Below are 18,681 nucleotides of genomic sequence, written 5' to 3'. Positions count from 1 at the left end.
TCCCGGAGTTTCGTCGGTCAGTAATTCATGCCGAGCTTGAAATAGAAATCATTCACCGACCAATCGGTGTCGAACCCGTCCGGTCCGTAGATCGGCCGCCCGATCGCGGCGTCGAAATTCAGGTTGCCGCCGACCGCCCGAATGCCCAGAGCGCCGCCGAACAGCGTCGCACCGTCGACCACGCCGATATCCTGCTGCTCGAAGACATGCCCGAAATCGGCAGCCAGATAGGGACGGATGCTGCCGATCATCTCGGTAAGCGTTTCATTACCGGTGTCGGGCAGTATCGCGTAGATCTCGTTGCGCGAATAAAAGCCGGAAATGCCCGAAACGGACCTGTTCCGGAAACCGCGAACCGTGCTGACGCCGCCGATGGAAATCTGCTCGGTCCCCGGCAGCCGGTCGAAGGACATCTGCGCGGTCAGGTTCGAATTCGCGCCGAAAGCCATGGCGCCCGCGTCCCAGACCTTCGCGAAACTCGCGCCCGCATGGGTCAGCAGAAACTCGTCGTCGGCGCTCCCAGCAAATTCGGGATTGTTCTGCGCGCCGAACGCGGGCAGTCCGTGCGACACGCCGCCATCGACCGTGAATGTCGCGCCGGCGGCAAAGAATGTGTGCACGGCTGCGATATCCAGCACGGTGGTCACGCGACTGCTCGAGACCAGCTTCGAGCCTTCCACGTAATTCAGATTGTCCTTACGGGTGAGGGTGCCCGTGAGCGTCGTCTTGCTCGTCTGGTCGCGTTTCAGCACCCTGGACAAGGAAAGCGTGGAGGTGTTGCCGTCACCGTCGGTCTCGAAATTGTCGACCTCGCCCTGGAGCAGACTGGCATACTCGAAATTGCTGTAGCCTCCGGACAACGTCCAGTATCCCCACGGCACCGAGTAATTGATGGCGTAGTTCTGGCTGAGTGCATTGTCGGAAGGCTTCTCCAGATTGCGGCCATAAGTCAGCGTCAACTGATCGTTGAGGTGAAGGGGATTGTCGAAGACAAGCGTCGCGCTGCCCTTTATTTCGCCCGTGCCGGACGAACCGTGATTGTCGAAGTTGATGCTACCCGACACGGGGCGGGACGGCTTGTTGTCCACGACAATGATCGACTGGCCAGCCTCTTCGCCCGGCAGCAGTCGCATCTTTGCATTGTTCGACTGCAGCCTGTTGATCTGGTCGAGACCCTGCTCGATATCGCGAATATTCAGCAAGGTGCCCGCGAGGCCGGGAAACGACGTTCTCAAATTGACGTCTCCGGCGAGTTCGCCGCGCACGATCTTGCCCGTGTAGCCCTCGATAACCTGCAGTTCGAGAGAGCCGTCGCCGAGGTCCTGCTCCGGGATGACAACACGCGATGTGATGTAGCCCTTGTCGATATAGAGGTTGGTCGTGGCGCGGACGATTTCGTTGATCTGGCCGAGGCCGATGCATCGCCCCTCGTAGGGAGCCACGATCGCTTTCTTCAGGTCTTCCGAAAGCCGGGTGGAGCCGACGATGTCGATCGTGTCGACCTCCAGGCAGTTTTCACCCGGCGGCGCCTGTTCGGCCCCGGACTGTTGCACCGGCCTCCTGCCGGGCGGACTGTACCGCAAGTCCTCATCGCGCTGCCTTCGCGCGTCTTCGAGCTGCTGCCTGCGCACCAGCTCTTCCTGCTGTTTCTGCAGGATCAACAGATCGGCCGGCGTCTGGGCTTTTGCCGGGATCGACACGACAGAGAGCAGACACACCGCCAGCATGCTGCAAGACACACGACGATAATCGGCCTTCCCGAATCCGCTCCCGAGGTCCGAAAACCTCCCCAATCGACTTGCAGTCACGCGCCTTTTCCCCCGCACCGCTTTTCCTTCTTCGTAAATTCCGCACAATTGTTGCAAGACTATTTGATAACCGCGAGGAGCGCAGAAAGCCGCCGGTGCCACGCCGCAAGGCTGGTCCGTCAGAACAGGCCCGGTGCGACCTTGCGCACGTCCTCATGGACAAAATCAGCGCCGAAACGCCTGACCGCGAGATTGACCAGCGTCCGCAACGTGTTTTCACGATGCGCGGGTTCCTGGAAAAGGCGCGCCGAAATGTAGCTCACGTGGCGGAGCAATCCGTCGATTTTCTTCCGGGACAACGCCAAAGTGACACCCTTGGCGCTCAGTGAAGGGCGATCCGGGTCGGAGAAAAGCGGCTCGAACACGAAACGCGTGGCGGCATTGGCGCGATACATCCTGCGCGTCGCCTCGAGCAATTTGTCCCTTTCTCCGGCAGCCATGAGCACCTGGCAAAGGAGCACCAGTACGTAGATATGAAACTGGGATCGCGGCGTGCACAACGCCTCGGCCTGAAGCAGATGGTTCTGCGCGATATCCATGTCGCCGACAAAGCCGCGCAGTTGCCCGGAGATCGCCAGGGACGAGGCGACGGACGTGCTTTCGCGAAGCGACCTGTCTGCGAGTTCAAGCGCCAGATCCCGATAACCCCGATCGACGAAATAGAGCAGTTTCGCCGCCATCGCTGAGTATTCCGGCTGCGCTTGAACGAAGGGAAGCGCTTCCGTGACAAGGCGCTCGATCTCGGCCTCGTCCTCGGCGCATGTGTCTTTCCCGGTCCTGAACAGCCGCGGGCCGAGCAGGACGTATTTCGTATGCAGATGAGACGCGTAGAACATCTTCAGGACCGGGTCGTCAGGCGTTTCGGCCATGAGCGCCTTCAGCCGCCGGTCATTGTCGGGCCAGGGCTGATCCTCCAGTTTCTCCGGCCGTCCCGCCACATGCATCGCCACCGGCAGCGGCATGGACATGACCGCGTCGTCCGCCGACGTCTTCCAGCACTTGGCCAGAATGGCTGGAGCCAGCCGCCGGGCCTGCGAGGAAAGCTCGGCAAGCGCCGAGTTGTCGGATGGAATACGCACGCGTTCGACGTGACAAATGCGCCAGTCGAGATCGTTTCGCGCGGTCAGAACACATTCGGTGCTCTCGCCGTCCCTGAAGAAACCCAGCTGAATACTGATCTCCGGGCCAGCGGCCCTAGCTTTTTCCGGTGCCTGGTAGCTCTCCTGAAATGCCGCGAGCTTCCCGCTTCCGAGATGCTGCTGGAGTTCATTGACGAGGTAACGCGCGAATGTCCGGCCGGTCTGCTCGTGCCCTTCCAGACTCGCAAGCCCCAACAGCGGTCCGACGACGAGATGGGCTTCGCCCGCCTCCGACGCCGCCTGATCGCCCTGGAATATCCACTGATAGCCCTCGCCGTAATGGGTCGCGATGAATTTCGGCGAGCGGGCGCTGTCGCGCAGTTTCCGCCTGATCCTGTTGATCACGAAATCGATATTGCGATCGCTGCTGTCCGAGCCGGTCTCGGCCATTGCGTCGAGAAGTTGGCTGCGGCTGAGGATACGGGTCGGGTTTCGAAAGAGATAGTCGAGAACTTTTCTTTCGGCCCGGGTGAAGTGCACCACGTCGCCGGATCCGAAAGTGACCGAGGCGCGGTCTTCACTGAACGCCACACTCGCGGGATCGCCGTCCCCGATCATGAGAAGACCCGGAAAGCCGCATCGGCGTTCCTATGCGCTTTCGACAAGCAACAGCTTTGTTGGATTCCTAAAAGGCTCACGCAATATTTCGCCCGGGATAATCCATTAGAAACACAAGGATTTTCCTGCCCCAGACCTTCCCCAAGGAAAGCTAACGATGCGAGGCGCGAATTGTCAATCTCGGGGCAGAAACGGCACATGCGAAAGCTTGTATCGCATACGCGGCGTCGAAGTTCTGGCCGTCACGCGCTTCGACGACAATCCATATCCGTGGATCAACGGCGTGGTTATGCCGACAGTGTGGAGAAAGAAGTTTGGCCGGGGAAAGGTATTTTTCAGCGCACTTGGCCATGGACCCGACGAATTCGAACACGAGGCCATGCGAGAGATCCTTCGCCGCGGGCTGCTCTGGGCAAGCCGCTAGTCGAAACGGAAGCAATGCCATGTTGCGGAACTGACGTTCCGAAACTCAAAACCGTGTCCGGATGTAACCCAAAGCGGCCGTAAGGCCGCCGCCGCTCAATTCTCTCCCTATTTCGGATCCCACATCGGCCTGCGTTGGCTGATATGGCCTACGAATGTCTCAAGAAATCGAAATCGCAGCCCAGCGTCGCCGGAAGGACGCTGTCGCGGTAGAGTTTCGCGTAGCCGCGGTCGGCGGGCTTGTCGCCGGCCGCGATGGCCGGTTTTCGTGTGGCGAGTTCCGCCGGATCGACCAGCAGGTCGATGCTTTTCCGTGATGCCGAGAGGCGGATGCGATCCCCGTCCCGGACCAGCGCCAGCGGGCCGCCCACATCGGCTTCCGGCGTCACATGCAGCACGATCGTGCCGAAGGCGGTGCCGCTCATGCGCGCGTCCGAGATGCGCACCATGTCCTTGACGCCCTGGCGGGCGAGCTTTTTCGGGATCGGAAGGTATCCGGCTTCGGGCATGCCCGAAGCACTGCGCGGACCGGCATTCTGAAGCACCAGTATGTCGTCGGCGGTAACGTCGAGATCGGGATCGTCGATCCTGTTGGCGAGGTCCTCCAGCGAGGAGAACACAACGGCGCGGCCCTCGTGTTCGAGCAGGCCCGGCGTCGCCGCCGCGCGCTTGAGGATCGCGCCTTCGGGCGCCAGCGTCCCGGTCAGCGCGATCAGTCCGCCGACCGGGTTGACCGGCGAGTCCGCGGTGCGGATGAAGCTGGCGTCGATCGGGTCGGCGAGGGGACGGGCGAGCCGGTCTTCCATGGTCAGGCCGGTGACATCGGCGCAGCCGGCGTTCAGCTTGCCGGCAATGCCGCGCAGCACGCCGTCGAGGCCGCCGGCGGTGTGGAAATCCTCCATGTAGCCGGAGCCGACCGGTTTCAGGTCGACCAGCACCGGCGTCTCGTCGCTGAGTGCGTTGAACCGCTCCAGATCGATATCGATGCCGAGGCGTCCCGCAATCGCCGCCAGGTGGATGATGGCGTTGGTCGAACCGGAAACGGCGAGCAACACGCGCAGGGCGTTCTCGACGGATTCCCTGGTGATCAGTTTTTCTGGCGTCGGACCGCCTGTCGTTGCCATTTTCGCGGCCAGCGCGCCCGTTTCCTCGGCCGCCCGCAGCCGGTCGGCGTGAACGGCGGGGATCGCGGCCGTGCCGGGCAGCATCATGCCAAGCGTTTCGCCGATCAGCGCCATGGTGCTGGCCGTGCCCATCACGGCGCAAGTGCCGGCGGTGACCGCGAGGCGTCCCTCGACCTGGTTGATCTCCTCGTCGTCGACCGTGCCGGCGCGGTAATTGGCCCAGAATCGGCGGCAGTCGGTACACGCGCCGAGGCGCTCGCCGCGATGGCGCCCGGTCATCATCGGCCCGGCGACGACCAATGATGCGGGCTTGCCGGCCGAAGCGGCGCCCATCAGCAGGGCCGGAACGGTCTTGTCGCAGCCACCCATCAGCACGACCGAATCCATTGGCTGGGCGCGGATCATTTCTTCGACGGCCATCGCCATCAGGTTGCGGTAGACCAGCGAGGTTGGGCTCAGGAAGACTTCGCCCAGCGAGATGACGGGGAAGGGCACCGGCAGCGCGCCGGCCGCCAGCACGCCGCGCTTCACCGCCTCCAGCATTTCCGGGAAATGCCGGTGGCAGTTGTTGAAGCCGCTTTCGGTGGTGCAGATGCCGACGATCGGCTTGTCGAGCGACGCGTCGGTATAGCCCATCGACTTGGCGAAGGAGCGGCGCAGGTAGCGTGCGAAATCCCGGTCGCCGTAATTGGTCAGGCCGTTGTCGAGTCCCTTCGGTTTCTCAGACATGGACGGCTCCGCGCACCAGCTTGTGGCGAATGTATTTCGGCGTCAGGTAATCGAGAATGCCCAGCGAACCGCCCTCGCGGCCGAAGCCGCTTTCCTTGACGCCGCCGAACGGCGCTTCCGCCGTCGCCAGCAGGGTCTCGTTGACGCCGACCATGCCCGCTTCGAGCGCCTCGGCGGTCTGCGAGGCGAGCGCGCCGTCATGGGTGAAGACATAGGAGGCGAGGCCGAAGGGCGTCGCGTTGGCGCGGGCGATGACCTCGTCGAAATCGCTGAAGGCGGCGATCGGCGCAACCGGTGCGAAGGGTTCCTCACTCATGATCGCGGCGTCGTCCGGCACGCCGGCGATCACGGTCGGCGCGAGGAAGTGGCCCTTGTCGAGCCCCTCGGGCCGCCCGCCGCCGGCCATCAGCCGCCCGCCCTTCGCCAAGGCGTCCTCGATCAGCCGCAACGCGCTGTCGAGCGCGCGCCGGCGGATCATCGGACCGGTGGTCACGCCGTCTTCCAGTCCATCGCCGACCACCAGCTTTCGGGCATATTCGGCAAAGGCCTGTTCGAACGGTTCGCGGATCGATTCATGCACATAGAAGCGGCTCGGCGAGATGCAGACCTGGCCGCAATTGCGGAACTTGGTCGCTGCAAGCTTTTCAGCCGCGGCGACGGGATCGAAATCGGAATGCACGATAACCGGGGCGTGGCCGCCCAGTTCCAGCGTCACCTTCTTCACGCCGGCGGCGCACTGGCGCAGCACTTCCTTGCCGACCGGCACCGAGCCGGTCAGCGAGACCTTTCGGATCACCGGCGAGGCGATCAGCTTTTCGACCATCGGTACGGGATCGCCGGTCAGGACCGACAGCGCCCCGGCGGGCAGGCCGGCATCGAGCAGCGCCTGCGCCAGCACCATGCAGGAGCCGGGTGCCTCGGAGGCGGGCCGCGCGATGACCGAACAGCCGGCGGCGAGCGCGGCGGCGATCTTGCGCGCCGGCAGCAGGGCCGGGAAGTTCCAGGCCGACAGCGCGAGGCAGGGGCCGACGGGCTGGTGAATGACGCTGAGGCGCTCGTCCGCGGCGCGACCGGGGATCGTCTGGCCGTAAATGCGCTTCGCCTCCTCGCCATACCATTCGAACTGGTCGGCCGACGCGTTGATCTCGGCGCGGGCCTCGGCCAGCGGCTTGCCGGTCTCGGTGCTCATGACGCGGGCCGCGTCTTCGATGCGCTCGCGCAGCAGGTCGGCCGTGCGTCGCAGGATCGCGGCGCGGTTCCAGGCCGAAACCGACGACCAGACGCGAAAGCCCTCCGCAGCGGATTTCAGCGCGGCGGCGATGTCCGCGTCGCCTGCGGCGGGCACACTGCCGATGCGCTCCTCGCTGACCGGGCTGAACACCTCCAGCGTTGCGTTGTCCGTCGCCGCTTTCCATTCCCCGTCGATCAGTAGGCCGTATGCCTCGTACATAGTGTCTCCCCTGGAGTTTGCCGGGCCGTTCAGACGGCCGTGTTCTGGTAGAGTTTCTGGACGTCGTCGCACCAGTTGCCGACGTTCCAGCGCCCGTAGGCGCCCATGCCGCCACGCGGATCCGTGCCGTAATAGACCGGCACGTGAATGAGGCTGAGCCCCTTGTGGGCTTGTGCCTCGCCGAGCGCGTTCCTCAGCGTTTCCGCTGTCGTGCCGCCCCACAGCGCCTTCACGCCGGTGACTGACGCGGCCATGGCGACATAATCGACGGCGACGCCGTCGCTGGTGCGGAAGTCGCGTCCGTACTGCGCCTCCTGCAGCGAACTGATCGCCGCCATGCGACGGTTGTCGAACAGCAGGATCGTGGCGTGAACGCCGTGCTCGACGCCGTCGATGAGCACCTGCGGATTCATCATGAAGGAGCCATCGCCGGTGAAGGCCACCATGTAGCGGCCCATCTCGGCAAGCGCGCCGGCCGTGAGCGCCGACACGGCGAAGCCCATATAGGAGGCGCCGCTCTCGGTGTAGCTTTCGCCGGGTGCGTCGTCCTCGACGATCTGGAAGCCGTTGGCCTGCACGTCGCCGGCATCGAACAGCTTGATCGCGGCGACGGACTTGCAGAAGTCGGCGGCGACCTTGATCGCCTGCGGCTGCGTCAAAACGGCTTCGCCCCAGACCGGATCGGCAAGCGGGCCGGCGTCGTATTGCGCCTGCTTGAAGGTCTGCCACTCGCGCTTTTTCTCGACGCAGTCGGCGAGCCAGTCCGCCTTGTTATCCTTCGCGCCGCTGCCGTCGAGTGAGGCGCAGAGGCGTTCCGTCACCGCGCCGATGTCGCCGGTGAGCGCCAGCGTGCGGTTGTAGTGCTGCACGTCTACGGGATCGGCGTTGATGTTGATGACGTTTTCGACCCGCGGCCAGCCGGTGCCCGAACAGTCGCTCTGGCACACCGCGCGGCTGCCGACGACGATCAGCAGGTCGGCCTCGTCCATGGCGTAGTTGCCGGAGATCGATCCCTTCGACCCGCCCACATGCATATTGCGCTCATCGGCGTCCGGCAGGATGCCGGTCGAGCCCGGGCTTTGCACGACCACCCCGCCGGATGCTTCCGCCAGCCGGCGGACATGCTCCGCGAAGGGCCGGGAGCCGCCGCCTGCCTTGATCGCGACACGCGACGCATTGGCGATCAAATCGACGGCCTCGGAGAAAACGGCCGGTTCTGCCGGGCTCTGCGGTGCGAATTCCGGGCGCAGCGGCAGCGCATCGAGCCTCAGGGTCGCCGGCGCCGGCTGGGTGTTGAGCGGCAGGTTGAGATAGAAGGGGCCCGGCTTCCAGGGATGAAACACGGCGGAAGCGCCCTTGCGCAGCGCATCGCGGACCGCGCCGGGCGAATGCAGCGTGTAGGACGCGCCCATCGCCGCCGTAATCTGCCCGAACAGGCCCTGGCCGGGCTTGGGCACCTGCTGCATGTTGTAGCCCTCGCCATGCGTCGTCTCGTCACCATAGATGTGATAGACACCGACGCCGTTCGACGCGGCGGCGAGCGAGCCGGCCATGGCCTGCAGCGCACCCGGGCCGATGGACGTGACGACGGCGCATGTCTCGCCGTAGATCCAGCGCAGCGCCGTTCCCGCATGCGCCATCGCGACCTCGTTGCGGAACTGGAATGTGCGCACCAGTCCCGCGGCCTCATAGGCACGCAGCACCTCACCGAGCGCGGTCGAGCCGTGGCCGAAGATTGCGAGATAGGTCGTGACCCCCTGTCGCATGAGTCCGAGGACGAGGGCCTCGGCCATCGGAATGGTGACGGTTTCGCCGAGCGTGCCACCGGCAATCGCCGCGTCCAGCCCGCCGGCCTCGGCGAGAAATGCGGCGCGGGCCTCGGTCGTGTCGGGGAAGGGTGCGGATGAGCTGCGTGCGTCCATGGGTCAGGCGGCCTCCCGTGGCCCGAATTCGACAGGCTTGCCGGTCTGCGCGGACTCTTCGGCGGCCAGCGCGAAGCGCAGGACCTGGCGGCCCTCGTCGGCGGTAAGAACCGGTCTGCCGCCGTTCGACACGACGTCGATGTAATGCCGCGTCGAAAGGACGAAGCTCTCTTCCCAGCCGGTTGCGAGGTCGTGCCACGTGGTGATCTGGCCATCGCGGTAGAGTGCGACCGGCGGTGGATCGCCAAGCCGTCCATGGCCGCAATTGATCCAGATGACGCCCTTGGTGCCGGTGATCTCGACGCGATCGTCCTGGGCGTAGTGGCGGGTGATGATCTCCAGTTCCGGCGAGTAGACCACCTCGAGATTGCCGATACGTCCGCCCGAAAACCGGAAGGAGACGATCGACGGCGCGTCGAGGACGGAGCCGCTGGCGGTCTCGGTCCGTCCGATAAAGGCGTGGACGGCTTCCGGGTTGCCCATGAAGTGCCATGCGAGCGCGAATTTGTGGTGGCCGTCGTCGAAGACCAGCGGTCCGCCGCCCGAATGCGCCTTCTGCTGGCGCCAGGCATTCGCCGCTGCGGGCACCTCCCACGCGGTGGCGCTCTTGCCAGGATTGCTCTTGATGCGGATCGACAGCGGCGTGCCGATGGCGTCGGCGTCCACCAGTTCGCGCGCCTTGAGCACCGGCGGATAGAAGATGAAGTTCTCGAACACCTTGAAGGGCCGCTTCGAGGCGGCGGCCACCTCGACCAGCCGGTTGGCCTCGTCCATCGACAGGCACATCGGCTTTTGCAGCGACACGGCCTTTCCGGCCTCGACTGCCTTTATCGCGGCGTCGAGATGCAGGTGATGCGGCAGCAGAATCTCGACGAGGTCGACATCGTCGCGCGCGAGAAGCGCGTCCATGTCGTCGAGAATTGCGGCATCGGCGCATCCCCAGGCGGCGGCGCGCGCCTCGGCGGCGTCAATGTCGCGGTCGCACAGCGCGACGATGTTCGCGTCGGGATTGCGGCCGTATTCGATCGCGTGCAGGTCCGATATGCGGCCCGTGCCGACGATGCCTACGCCGATAGGCTTTCCTGCCATGAGGCGATGTCCTTTCCGTTATTGGCTGAAACCGACATGACGATCCGGCCGAGTTCCTCCAGCCGCGCGTCGTCGACGCGCACGCTGGGGCCGGATACGCCGATGGCGGCGATCATGGTTCCGTTGGAGTCGTAGACTGGACGAGCAACGCAGCGGATGCCCGGCGCGAACTCTTCGTCGTCGATGGCGTATCCGCGCTGGCGCGTGACGGCGATCTCCGCCTTGAGCCTGCCGGGCGCGGTGATGGTTGTGCGTGTATAGCTGGTCAGATCGTCCTGCGGGCGGGCGTCGCCGAAAGCCAGGAACGCCTTGCCGAGCGCCGTGCAGTGCAGCGGCGAAAGCGACCCGATCGGGTGGTCGACCTTGAGCGGCAGGGTGGAATCGATCTTGTCGATGTACCAGACGCGCGATTCCACGAGGACGGCGAGATGCGCGCACTCATGCGTACGGGCGACGAGTTCCTCAAGTGCCGGGCGCCACGCTTCCTTGCAGGCGACGATGTCCTCGAGCGAGTGCTCGGAGCGGGCGGCGGGGGCGGCCTTGGCCGTCAGGCGGTAGCGGCGGCTGCCGTCCTGTTCTGCGTAACCGGCCGCGACCAGCGTCTTGAGAACATGCGCGGCATTGGACTTCTCCACACCGAGCGCGCCGGCGACATCCGTCAGCCGGACGGGATTGTCCTGGCTGCGCATGTAGTCGAGCGTGTCCAGCCCGCGGGTCAGTGATTGCAGTAGACGCATGATGGTCCGGTCCTTTTCGACGGTCTGTGACGTAAAGTTCAACATTTACATACCAAAAGTACAAGATAGTCAAACTAATGCGTCGAATGCCGCCAATTTCGCTAAACTCGCCATATTTTCCACCCATATGCAACACTTTTTGTTGACATAGGTGTTGGTTTAAGTGTGAATGCGGGTCTTATCGGCAATATGTTCAACATATACGAACTAATTCCAAGGGAGGAGCCCATGTCCATGCTTTCGAGACGCAACCTGCTCATGACGGCAATCGCCGTGCCGGCGCTGATGACTGCCGGGCCAACGCTTGCCGCCGACGGCGAAGTCACCATCTCGCATTATTTCACCGGCGAACTCGGGCTCGGTGGCCTGAAGGAGATCTTCGCCGAATTCCAGGACGAGACCGGAATCGCCGTCAAGGACAGCCCGATCGGCCACGAGGACTTCAAGACGGGCATCCTCGTGCGCGCCGCGGGCAACAATTTGCCGGACGTCTTTTCCTACTGGGCGGGCGCACGCACGCAGTTCGTGATCGATTCGGACAGCCTGCGACCGATCGACGACATGTGGAATGCCAACGGCCTTGACGACGTGGTGGCGAAATCTGTCGCCGACGGCGCGACGCTGTATGACGGCAAGCGATACCTCGTGCCGTTCGGCTACCACTACGCGGGCATGTTCTATAACACTGCCGTGCTCGAAGAGGCCGGCATCACCGAGATGCCGGAAAGCTGGGACGATTTCCTGGCCATGTGCGAAACGCTCAAATCGAACGGCGTCACCCCGATCGCGCTCGGCTCGAAGAACCGTTGGCCGGCGCAGTTCTGGTTCGACTACCTGATCCTGCGTACGGCGGGACCGGACTACCGCGCCAAGCTGATGGACGGCTCCGCCTCCTATGACGACGATGAGGTCAAGAAGGCGATGGCGATGTGGAAGGAGCTCATCGACAAGGGCTACTTCGTGGACAACGCCAATGCCGACACGTGGACGGACGCCTCCGACAAGGTGGCGCGCGGCGACGCGGCGATGACGCTGATGGGCACGTGGATCACCGGCTACTGGAACGGCATCGGCCTTGAGCCCGGCGGCGATTACGATTTCTTCGAATTCCCGCAGGTTGAGACAGGCGTACCGAACGCGGTTGTCGGCCCGGTCGACGGACTGGTCATCTCGGCCAACGCCGCCAATCCGGAAGACGCGGAGAAGCTGCTCAACTTCATGATCTCCGATACGGACGTACAGGCGAAGTGGGCCGGTATCCAGGGCGCGCTCTCGGCCAACGTCAATGTCGACGACTCGGCCTATACGCCGGTCATGCAGCACGCTTTGAAGGCGGTTGCCGGAGCGGATGCCTTCGTCTTCAACTACGACCTGTCGACGCCGCCGCCGGTCGCCGAGGTCGGGCTTTCCATGTTCGCACGCTTCATGGATGATCCGTCCAAGGTGGACGACATCTTGGCCCAGGCGTCCGAGGATGCCGAAAAGGCCTTCGCAGAATAATCGACAATCCGCCCGGCCGTTTCGGCGGCCGGGCATCGTTTTTGGAGAATGCGGTCCATGGAGCGCGAAACCGGCGTCTGGCGCCTTGTCTTCCTCGCCCTGCCGCTCGGCGTTTTCACACTTCTGGTGATCTGGCCGCTGGCCAGTTCGTTCTATTATTCCTTCACCAACTGGAACGGCTTCTCGTCTGAGTACGACTATGTCGGGTTCGAGAACTTCGCCAAGCTGTGGACCGACAAGCTGTTTTTCAACGCGGCCGTGAACACGGTGATCTGGATGGTGGCGGCGATCCTGCTGCCGACACTTCTGGGGCTCGTTCTTGCGCTGTTGATCGACAGCCGCATCCCGGGCGGATCGGTGTTCAAGTCGATCTTCTATTTCCCGATCTGCCTGTCTGCTGTCGTCGTCGGCCAGATCTGGATCTGGATCTACCAGCCCGACTGGGGGCTTCTGAACACCGCCGTCAACGCGGCTGTCGGCAGCGACCTGTCGTTCGCCTGGCTGGCAAAGCCCGGCACGGCCCTCGGCTCGGTCATCGTCGCGTGGTCGTGGCAGCAGACGGGGCTTTCCATGGTCATCTACCTGGCCGGTCTGACCTCAATTTCCGAGGACCTGCTGGAAGTTTGCGAGATCGAGGGCGCCTCGATCTGGCAGCGCATCCGCATCGTCGTCATCCCGCTTCTGACGCCGGCAACCGTTGTGGTCGTCGCGCTCTCCGTCATCAATTCGCTGAAGGGCTTCGAGATCCTCTACATCATGACCGGGGGCGGGCCGTTCAACTCCTCCGACACGCTCGCCATGCACATGTACAACGAGTCCTTCAAGAAATACCTGATGGGCTACGGCAGCGCGATCTCCGTCGTGCTGTTCCTCGTGGCGCTGACGATCATCGGCATCTATTTCCGCGAACTTAAGAAAGTCGACGAGATCTATGGCTGACGTCCACGCCATCCATCCCGCCGGCAAGGAATTCAATCCGTGGCCGGCGGTCATTTTCATCGTGCTGGTGTGCCTGGCGCTGCTGTTCCTTGCGCCGACCGCAGGTGTGTTGCTGTCGTCAATCAAGACGACACGCGAGATCGCGCTCGGCGATCTGTGGTCGATCCCCGACCGGCTTTATCTCGGCAACTTCACCGAGGTCCTGCAGAACCCGGCGGTGCACCGGTACCTGCTCAACACGCTGATGGTGGCGATCCCGGCGACGTCGGTGTCGCTGGCGCTCGGCGTGCTGGCGGGCTACGTTTTCGCCAAGCTGCCGTTCCGCGGCTCCGAGGCGCTGTTCCTCGTCATCATCGCCGGCATGTTCTTTCCGCCGCAGGTAATCCTGATCCCGCTCTATCGCCTGTTCAACGCAGTCGGGCTGATCGACACGCTGTGGCCGGTGATCTTCGTGCACATCGCAATGGGTCTGCCGATCTGCACATTGCTGATGCGCAACTTCTTCGCCACCGTGCCGAACGCCCTGCGCGAGGCGGCGATCCTCGAGGGCGCCAATGAATGGCAGGTCCTCACCCGTGTCGCCCTGCCGCTGAGCCTGCCGGCGCTCGCCGTGCTGGCAACACTGCAATTCACCTGGATCTGGAACGACTTCCTGTGGCCGCTGATCTTCACCCAGTCCGACGAAAAGCGCACCATCATGCTCGGGCTTGTCAATCTGAAGGGCCAGTACTCTGTCGCCTGGGGCGTGCAAGGCGCATTGTCGCTGATCGCCAGTCTGCCGACGCTGATCGTCTTCCTCTTCTTCCAACGCTACTTCATCAAGGGCATGACCATGGGCGCGGTTAAAGGATAGAAAATGGCTCGTCTGACAATCGAAAACATCACCAAGTCCTTCGGCAGTGTCCAGGTCATCAACGGCGTCAATCTCGACATCGCGCACCGTGAGTTCGTTGTCTTTGTCGGGCCGTCCGGTTGCGGCAAGTCCACCATGCTGCGCATGATCGCCGGGCTGGAAACCGTCAGTGGCGGCCAGATAAGGATCGGTGACCGCGACATCACCAATGTCGCGCCGTCAAAGCGCGAGATCGCAATGGTGTTCCAGTCCTATGCGCTGTTTCCGCACCTGACGGTGGCCGAGAATATCGGTTTCGGCCTGCGGCTGGCGAAGGTCTCGCGCGAGGAGATCGACCGTCGCGTCGCCGATGTCGCCAAGACCCTGCAGTTGGAGATGCTTCTGGAGCGCAAGCCGCGGCAATTGTCCGGCGGGCAACGTCAGCGCGTCGCCATCGGCCGTTCGATCATCCGCAATCCAAAGGTCTTTCTGTTCGATGAGCCGTTGTCGAACCTCGATGCCGCGCTGCGCGTGCAGATGCGCCTCGAAATCGCTCGTCTGCACCAGCGCCTCGACGCGACCATGGTCTATGTCACCCATGACCAGACCGAGGCGATGACGCTCGCCGACCGCATCGTCGTCTTCAATGCCGGACGCATCGAGCAGGTCGGCACGCCGATCGAGCTTTACGAAAAGCCGGCCAACACCTTCGTCGCCGGCTTCATCGGCGCGCCGTCGATGAACTTCATCGAGGCGAATATCGACACGAGCCGCGGCGCGCCGGCTGCCGCCTTCGGCCCGGCCATGCTGCCGATTGAGGCGGCGAGGCTGCCCGAGGGTCCGATCCGCCTTGGCGTGCGTCCGGAACATATTTCGATCGCCAGCGACGGCGAGGCCGACTTTAGCGGCACCGTCGAGATCGTCGAGAAGCTGGGGGCGGAATCGCTCGTTTACGTGCAGACCGGTTTCACGCCGGAGCCGGTCACAATGCGTGCGCCGCCGCACTTGCAGGTGAGCCCCGGCGACACGCTGCCGCTCATACTGGACCGCGCCCGCATTCACCGCTTCTCCGCCGACGGCGCCGCCTTCTGAGTTCCTGGCGACCGGGAGCGACCAGTCTGCTTCTTTGCGCCGGTCGTCGTTTACGATCTTCAGCAGCCCAAGCGGTTCAGGCGTTCTCGCTTAAGTCATTGATCTGGAAAGGGCCATGGCTTCGGCTGACAGTGGAAATCGAACGACTGCAGCAAACCCGTGCAGAGAGATCATCCGTCCTCGATGAGACTGTAGCCGAGACCGTGGACCGTGATGATTTGTGCGCTGCTGCCCCGCAGCCGGCGGCGCAAGCGCGAAATCAGGACATCGATGGTGCGATCTCCGTAAAACCACTCCCGCCCGCAGATGGCAATGCTGATCTGCATCCGGTTGCATGGACGGCCGAGTTCCCGGATCAGGCATACAAGCAGCCGTGTCTCGGCCGGCGACAGTGTTTCCGTCCTCCCGGCAACGCTGAGCCGACGCGACCGCGCGTCGAGATGCAGCGAATCACTGACGCTGAACTGCGTTTGCTCGCGGGACTTATGGCGTGCCGCCCGGCAGGCTTTGATGCGCGCGCTCAGAATGACGGGTTCGACCGGCTTGCAGACGTAGTCCATTGCCCCCATGCCGAGGCCGAGGACCTGGTCGTTGGGTGAGTTGAGGCTCGACAAGACAATGAAGGGAGCCTTGTTCTCATCCCGTATCTGCGGGGCGAGAAGCAACCCGTCCGTGTCCGGAAGGCGCCGGTCGAGGAGCACCAGGTCGAAGTCTTTCTCGGTGAGCGCCTTGGAGGCGGATTCACCATCGGGAGCGTAGCTGAAGCGGTGACCGAGTTGGTCGACGATATCCTCGACCATAAGCTGTGCCAGAACGTCGTCATCTACGAGGAGGATGTCGGCTTTGTCGGTCATTCCGGGTCTTTCACAATGGAGTCCAGCGAACCTGGCGCCAAGCTGTGGTGCAACACCTGCGTCCGTGCCGCTTCGAGCGCGGAGGCGTCCGGCGCCTCGGCTTCGTATGCATCTTCGAGTGCGCGCAGCGCCTCCGCCAACTCGGTCAGGCCGAATATCTTGGCGCCGTTCGCCAGCTTGTGCGCCCGGCTTGCGATCGTCGGGTCTTTCGCGGCGGACGTCTCCAGAGAGAGCATTTCCCTCAACTCCGACCAGTTTTCGGTAAAGGCTTCGGCCATGCGCCGTTGCGCGGAGAGGGACAGGCCGTCGAGCAGGGCCGTGCCCACCGGCGGCCGTGTGGGGATCTGGATCGCATGCGCCAGAGCGACCGCGTCGAGCGGTTTTTCGAGGACGGCCGTAAACATCTCCGCCTCCTCGGGCCGGTCGCGGACCACGCCGACATTGGCGCTCAACAACAGCACCGGTTTTCCACGTAACGCAGGGTCTGCTCGCAGCGACCGCGCGAAATCGCTCCCCGTGCCGTCCGACAGACGATAGTCGACGATGAAGTAGTCATAGGCGTCGGGATGGGCCGCACAGAGCGCTCTTGCCTGGGCGAGATCGCCCGCATGATCGACCGAGAGGCCAAGGCGCTCGAGCATGGCGCCGGTCACGAGGCCGCTGATCGGGTCGTCATCCACGACAAGACAGCTGGCATCGTACTGCCCGCCATGGTCGCGTGGCATGGAAGGCTGCGGAGCGGCTTCGGCAGGAACCAGCGGCAGCCGGACCTCGACCGACGCGCCGGCCGATGTATCGCGTACCATGATCTGTCCGCCAAGTGCGTGGGTCATTCGCTGCGCAATGGCGAGCCCGAGCCCCGAACCTTCGCGCCCGGTGGCACGCGGCCGGAGTTCGGCCACGCCCTGCGCCAGCATCTCGCGGATTTCCGCGGGCAGGCCGGGCCCGTGGTCATCAATGCGGAAGCGCAGCGTGTCGGCATCGGTGCGCAGGCTGACCGTCACGCCCCGGCCGTCGTCATGTCTGAGCGCGTTTCGGACCAGGTTTCCCAGAACCTGTTGGGTCATCGACCAGTCGAGCAGGACTTCCCCCGTGACCTCCTCGGGCACCATGTCGAGCCGAAGCGGGACGCCCTGCTGCCGGGCGAGGATTTCCTGCATACGGACGCAATTCGCGAGCGCGTCTCCAATGGCGATAGGCTCTGGCCTCGGTTGCGGCGATTGATGCTCGAAACGCGAGAAGCTGAGCACGTTTTCAAGTGTCGCATTGAGGCCGCGGGCCGAGACGCCTATGAGTTCGACAAGCCGTTCCGCCTCTGCCGGATCGGCCCCCTCCAGAAGATCGGCGGCTCCGAGCACGCAGTGAAGCGGGCCACGGATCTCGTGGCTCATCGCGGCGAGAAAGAGCGACATGGTATTTTCGGCATCGCGTGCGCGTTCGACCGCGCGAAGGTGCTCGGTCACGTCGTGCAGCAGGATGATCTGCCAGCGGTCCAGCTTGTATACGGTATCCTCGACGCCTCGGACACGGATGTCGAAACAGCGGCTGCCGTCTTCGGTCTGCAGCCAGACCGCGCTCCGGCGTTCGCTGGGGATGGCAAAAATCTCGTCGATCACCGCCTGGAGTTCGCTGCGATGCGGCTGGAGCGCGAGGCGGTAGGTGAGGCCACCGGCCTCGGACAGGCCAAGAAACGACTGCAGCGCCGCCTGATTGGCGTTCACGAGCTGACCGTCTTCGTCGGCAATGAAGACCGGGCCGCGCAGGCTCTCGATGACCCCGAAATACTGATCGCGCTCGCGGGTGAGGCGGCGAACACTGTCGCCGAGCGCGGCATCCTTCGCGCCGGTCATAGCCCAGGGGGCGAGCATGGCCTGGTCCGCCTCGTCGAAGAAGTCTTCGAGCCGGTCCGCGAGGGAGGGCTGGTCCGCCAGGCCGTCGCCGGACGATCCGTCTTCGGCGCGCAGCAATGGTCCAAGATGATCGAGATAGACACGGCGGTAGAGCCTGAACAGCCCATGATTCAGCTCGAGCGGGACACCCGAATCGTGGTGCCGCCAAGCGATTTCCCGCAGGGCGTCGAACCGCTCGTCGCTTCGGTAGTTGTGCCGCCCGTCGAGGCGGCCATGGCGCAACGGGTCGGACAAATACGCCACGATGCAATCGTTGAGGCGCTCCGTCGCTTCCGTCCATGCCGCCCGCATGGAACTTGTCTGGTCGGTGAAGCCTGTTTCCAGCGCGAGCCGCACCGTTTCCTTCACCAGCGCATCGCTCTCGCGGCGCAGTGTTTCGGACAAGCGGTCAGGGGACAAGGGCATCGTCATCTCGCTGGCGTTGGGGATGCTGGCGCTTCCATCAGTATATCGAGTCGTTGGCAAGGCGCATGCCCCAATCGCGCTGTGTTTACATGCCGTTTACATCTGTTCACAGGCTGTCAGCCTCTTATCGCGCTGTTGGTGCTACGCCATGCATGGCCGATGACTCCCAG

14 protein-coding genes are annotated in these 18,681 nt (G+C 63.7%); 5 read left to right on the top strand and 9 right to left on the bottom strand.

The window, feature by feature from the left end; genetic code table 11:
• Positions 1-17 precede the first annotated feature (17 nt).
• Together ACQK2M_RS20635 and ACQK2M_RS20630 are read right to left on the bottom strand one after the other, a co-directional pair.
• Positions 18-1,718 (bottom strand): ShlB/FhaC/HecB family hemolysin secretion/activation protein, encoded by a 1,701-nt coding sequence (locus ACQK2M_RS20635; protein WP_425419350.1) that lies wholly within the window; start codon positions 1,716-1,718, stop codon positions 18-20.
• 209 nt (positions 1,719-1,927) lie between these two features.
• A complete protein-coding gene (locus ACQK2M_RS20630) occupies positions 1,928-3,478 on the bottom strand; it encodes a winged helix-turn-helix domain-containing protein (RefSeq protein WP_425419349.1) in 1,551 nt (516 codons plus the stop codon).
• Between the two features lie 184 nt (positions 3,479-3,662).
• Between ACQK2M_RS20630 and ACQK2M_RS20625 the strand changes: the two genes are divergently transcribed.
• The gene (locus ACQK2M_RS20625; RefSeq protein WP_425419348.1) at positions 3,663-3,929 is read left to right on the top strand and encodes a ThuA domain-containing protein; all 267 of its coding nucleotides are present in this window, start codon (positions 3,663-3,665) and stop codon (positions 3,927-3,929) included.
• Between the two features lie 148 nt (positions 3,930-4,077).
• Here the strand turns inward: ACQK2M_RS20625 and ACQK2M_RS20620 are convergent, their stop codons facing one another.
• From ACQK2M_RS20620 to ACQK2M_RS20600, 5 genes are read right to left on the bottom strand one after another with little or no spacing between them, the layout of a single operon-like run.
• Positions 4,078-5,781, bottom strand: a complete 1,704-nt coding sequence (locus ACQK2M_RS20620; RefSeq protein ID WP_425419347.1) for a dihydroxy-acid dehydratase — start codon at positions 5,779-5,781, stop codon at positions 4,078-4,080.
• On the bottom strand, positions 5,774-7,231 hold the full coding sequence (locus ACQK2M_RS20615; protein ID WP_425419346.1) for an NAD-dependent succinate-semialdehyde dehydrogenase: 1,458 nt from the start codon (positions 7,229-7,231) through the stop codon (positions 5,774-5,776). Before ACQK2M_RS20615 ends, ACQK2M_RS20620 begins: the two co-directional genes overlap by 8 nt.
• A gap of 29 nt (positions 7,232-7,260) precedes the next feature.
• Positions 7,261-9,153, bottom strand: coding sequence for a thiamine pyrophosphate-binding protein (locus ACQK2M_RS20610; RefSeq protein ID WP_425419345.1), 1,893 nt, complete (start codon positions 9,151-9,153; stop codon positions 7,261-7,263).
• A 3-nt stretch (positions 9,154-9,156) separates the two neighbouring features.
• A complete protein-coding gene (locus tag ACQK2M_RS20605) occupies positions 9,157-10,242 on the bottom strand; it encodes a Gfo/Idh/MocA family protein (protein WP_425419344.1) in 1,086 nt (361 codons plus the stop codon).
• On the bottom strand, positions 10,218-10,979 hold the full coding sequence (locus tag ACQK2M_RS20600) for an IclR family transcriptional regulator (protein WP_425419343.1): 762 nt from the start codon (positions 10,977-10,979) through the stop codon (positions 10,218-10,220). Before ACQK2M_RS20600 ends, ACQK2M_RS20605 begins: the two co-directional genes overlap by 25 nt.
• 228 nt (positions 10,980-11,207) lie before the next feature.
• Here ACQK2M_RS20600 and ACQK2M_RS20595 point away from each other — a divergent pair, with 228 nt between their 5' ends.
• Genes ACQK2M_RS20595 through ACQK2M_RS20580 form a run of 4 tightly spaced genes read left to right on the top strand, consistent with a single transcriptional unit; the run spans position 11,208 to position 15,342 of the window.
• A complete protein-coding gene (locus tag ACQK2M_RS20595; RefSeq protein ID WP_425419342.1) occupies positions 11,208-12,479 on the top strand; it encodes an ABC transporter substrate-binding protein in 1,272 nt (423 codons plus the stop codon).
• Positions 12,480-12,536: 57 nt separating this feature from the next.
• Entirely contained in the window at positions 12,537-13,418 is an 882-nt protein-coding gene (locus ACQK2M_RS20590; protein ID WP_425419341.1) for a carbohydrate ABC transporter permease, read from the top strand.
• A complete protein-coding gene (locus ACQK2M_RS20585) occupies positions 13,411-14,271 on the top strand; it encodes a carbohydrate ABC transporter permease (protein ID WP_425419340.1) in 861 nt (286 codons plus the stop codon). The genes ACQK2M_RS20590 and ACQK2M_RS20585 overlap by 8 nt, the downstream gene beginning before the upstream one ends.
• Before the next feature lie 3 nt (positions 14,272-14,274).
• The gene (locus ACQK2M_RS20580; RefSeq protein WP_425419339.1) at positions 14,275-15,342 is read left to right on the top strand and encodes an ABC transporter ATP-binding protein; all 1,068 of its coding nucleotides are present in this window, start codon (positions 14,275-14,277) and stop codon (positions 15,340-15,342) included.
• A gap of 170 nt (positions 15,343-15,512) precedes the next feature.
• Here ACQK2M_RS20580 and ACQK2M_RS20575 read toward each other — a convergent pair whose 3' ends face one another.
• Together ACQK2M_RS20575 and ACQK2M_RS20570 are read right to left on the bottom strand one after the other, a co-directional pair.
• Complete coding sequence (locus ACQK2M_RS20575) at positions 15,513-16,196, bottom strand: response regulator transcription factor (RefSeq protein ID WP_425419338.1); 684 nt, start codon at positions 16,194-16,196, stop codon at positions 15,513-15,515.
• Positions 16,193-18,511, bottom strand: a complete 2,319-nt coding sequence (locus ACQK2M_RS20570) for an ATP-binding protein (protein WP_425419337.1) — start codon at positions 18,509-18,511, stop codon at positions 16,193-16,195. The genes ACQK2M_RS20575 and ACQK2M_RS20570 overlap by 4 nt, the downstream gene beginning before the upstream one ends.
• Between the last annotated feature and the right edge of the window lie 170 nt (positions 18,512-18,681).

The sequence above is a fragment of the Oricola indica genome (genome assembly GCF_965227485.1).
Lineage (GTDB): Bacteria > Pseudomonadota > Alphaproteobacteria > Rhizobiales > Rhizobiaceae > Oricola > Oricola indica.
Note: the sequence above shows the minus strand (reverse complement) of the source record. Positions and strands in the feature narration are given on the sequence as shown.

What these genes read in the sequence shown, in the direction of transcription:
- ACQK2M_RS20605 (WP_425419344.1), bottom strand. Translation starts at nt 10,242, where the DNA reads ATGGCAGGAAAGCCTATCGGCGTAGGCATCGTCGGCACGGGCCGCATA.
- ACQK2M_RS20625 (WP_425419348.1), top strand. Translation starts at nt 3,663, where the DNA reads ATGCGAGGCGCGAATTGTCAATCTCGGGGCAGAAACGGCACATGCGAA.
- ACQK2M_RS20585 (WP_425419340.1), top strand. Translation starts at nt 13,411, where the DNA reads ATGGCTGACGTCCACGCCATCCATCCCGCCGGCAAGGAATTCAATCCG.
- ACQK2M_RS20600 (WP_425419343.1), bottom strand. Translation starts at nt 10,979, where the DNA reads ATGCGTCTACTGCAATCACTGACCCGCGGGCTGGACACGCTCGACTAC.
- ACQK2M_RS20580 (WP_425419339.1), top strand. Translation starts at nt 14,275, where the DNA reads ATGGCTCGTCTGACAATCGAAAACATCACCAAGTCCTTCGGCAGTGTC.
- ACQK2M_RS20610 (WP_425419345.1), bottom strand. Translation starts at nt 9,153, where the DNA reads ATGGACGCACGCAGCTCATCCGCACCCTTCCCCGACACGACCGAGGCC.
- ACQK2M_RS20615 (WP_425419346.1), bottom strand. Translation starts at nt 7,231, where the DNA reads ATGTACGAGGCATACGGCCTACTGATCGACGGGGAATGGAAAGCGGCG.
- ACQK2M_RS20620 (WP_425419347.1), bottom strand. Translation starts at nt 5,781, where the DNA reads ATGTCTGAGAAACCGAAGGGACTCGACAACGGCCTGACCAATTACGGC.
- ACQK2M_RS20575 (WP_425419338.1), bottom strand. Translation starts at nt 16,196, where the DNA reads ATGACCGACAAAGCCGACATCCTCCTCGTAGATGACGACGTTCTGGCA.
- ACQK2M_RS20570 (WP_425419337.1), bottom strand. Translation starts at nt 18,511, where the DNA reads ATGCCCTTGTCCCCTGACCGCTTGTCCGAAACACTGCGCCGCGAGAGC.
- ACQK2M_RS20590 (WP_425419341.1), top strand. Translation starts at nt 12,537, where the DNA reads ATGGAGCGCGAAACCGGCGTCTGGCGCCTTGTCTTCCTCGCCCTGCCG.
- ACQK2M_RS20595 (WP_425419342.1), top strand. Translation starts at nt 11,208, where the DNA reads ATGTCCATGCTTTCGAGACGCAACCTGCTCATGACGGCAATCGCCGTG.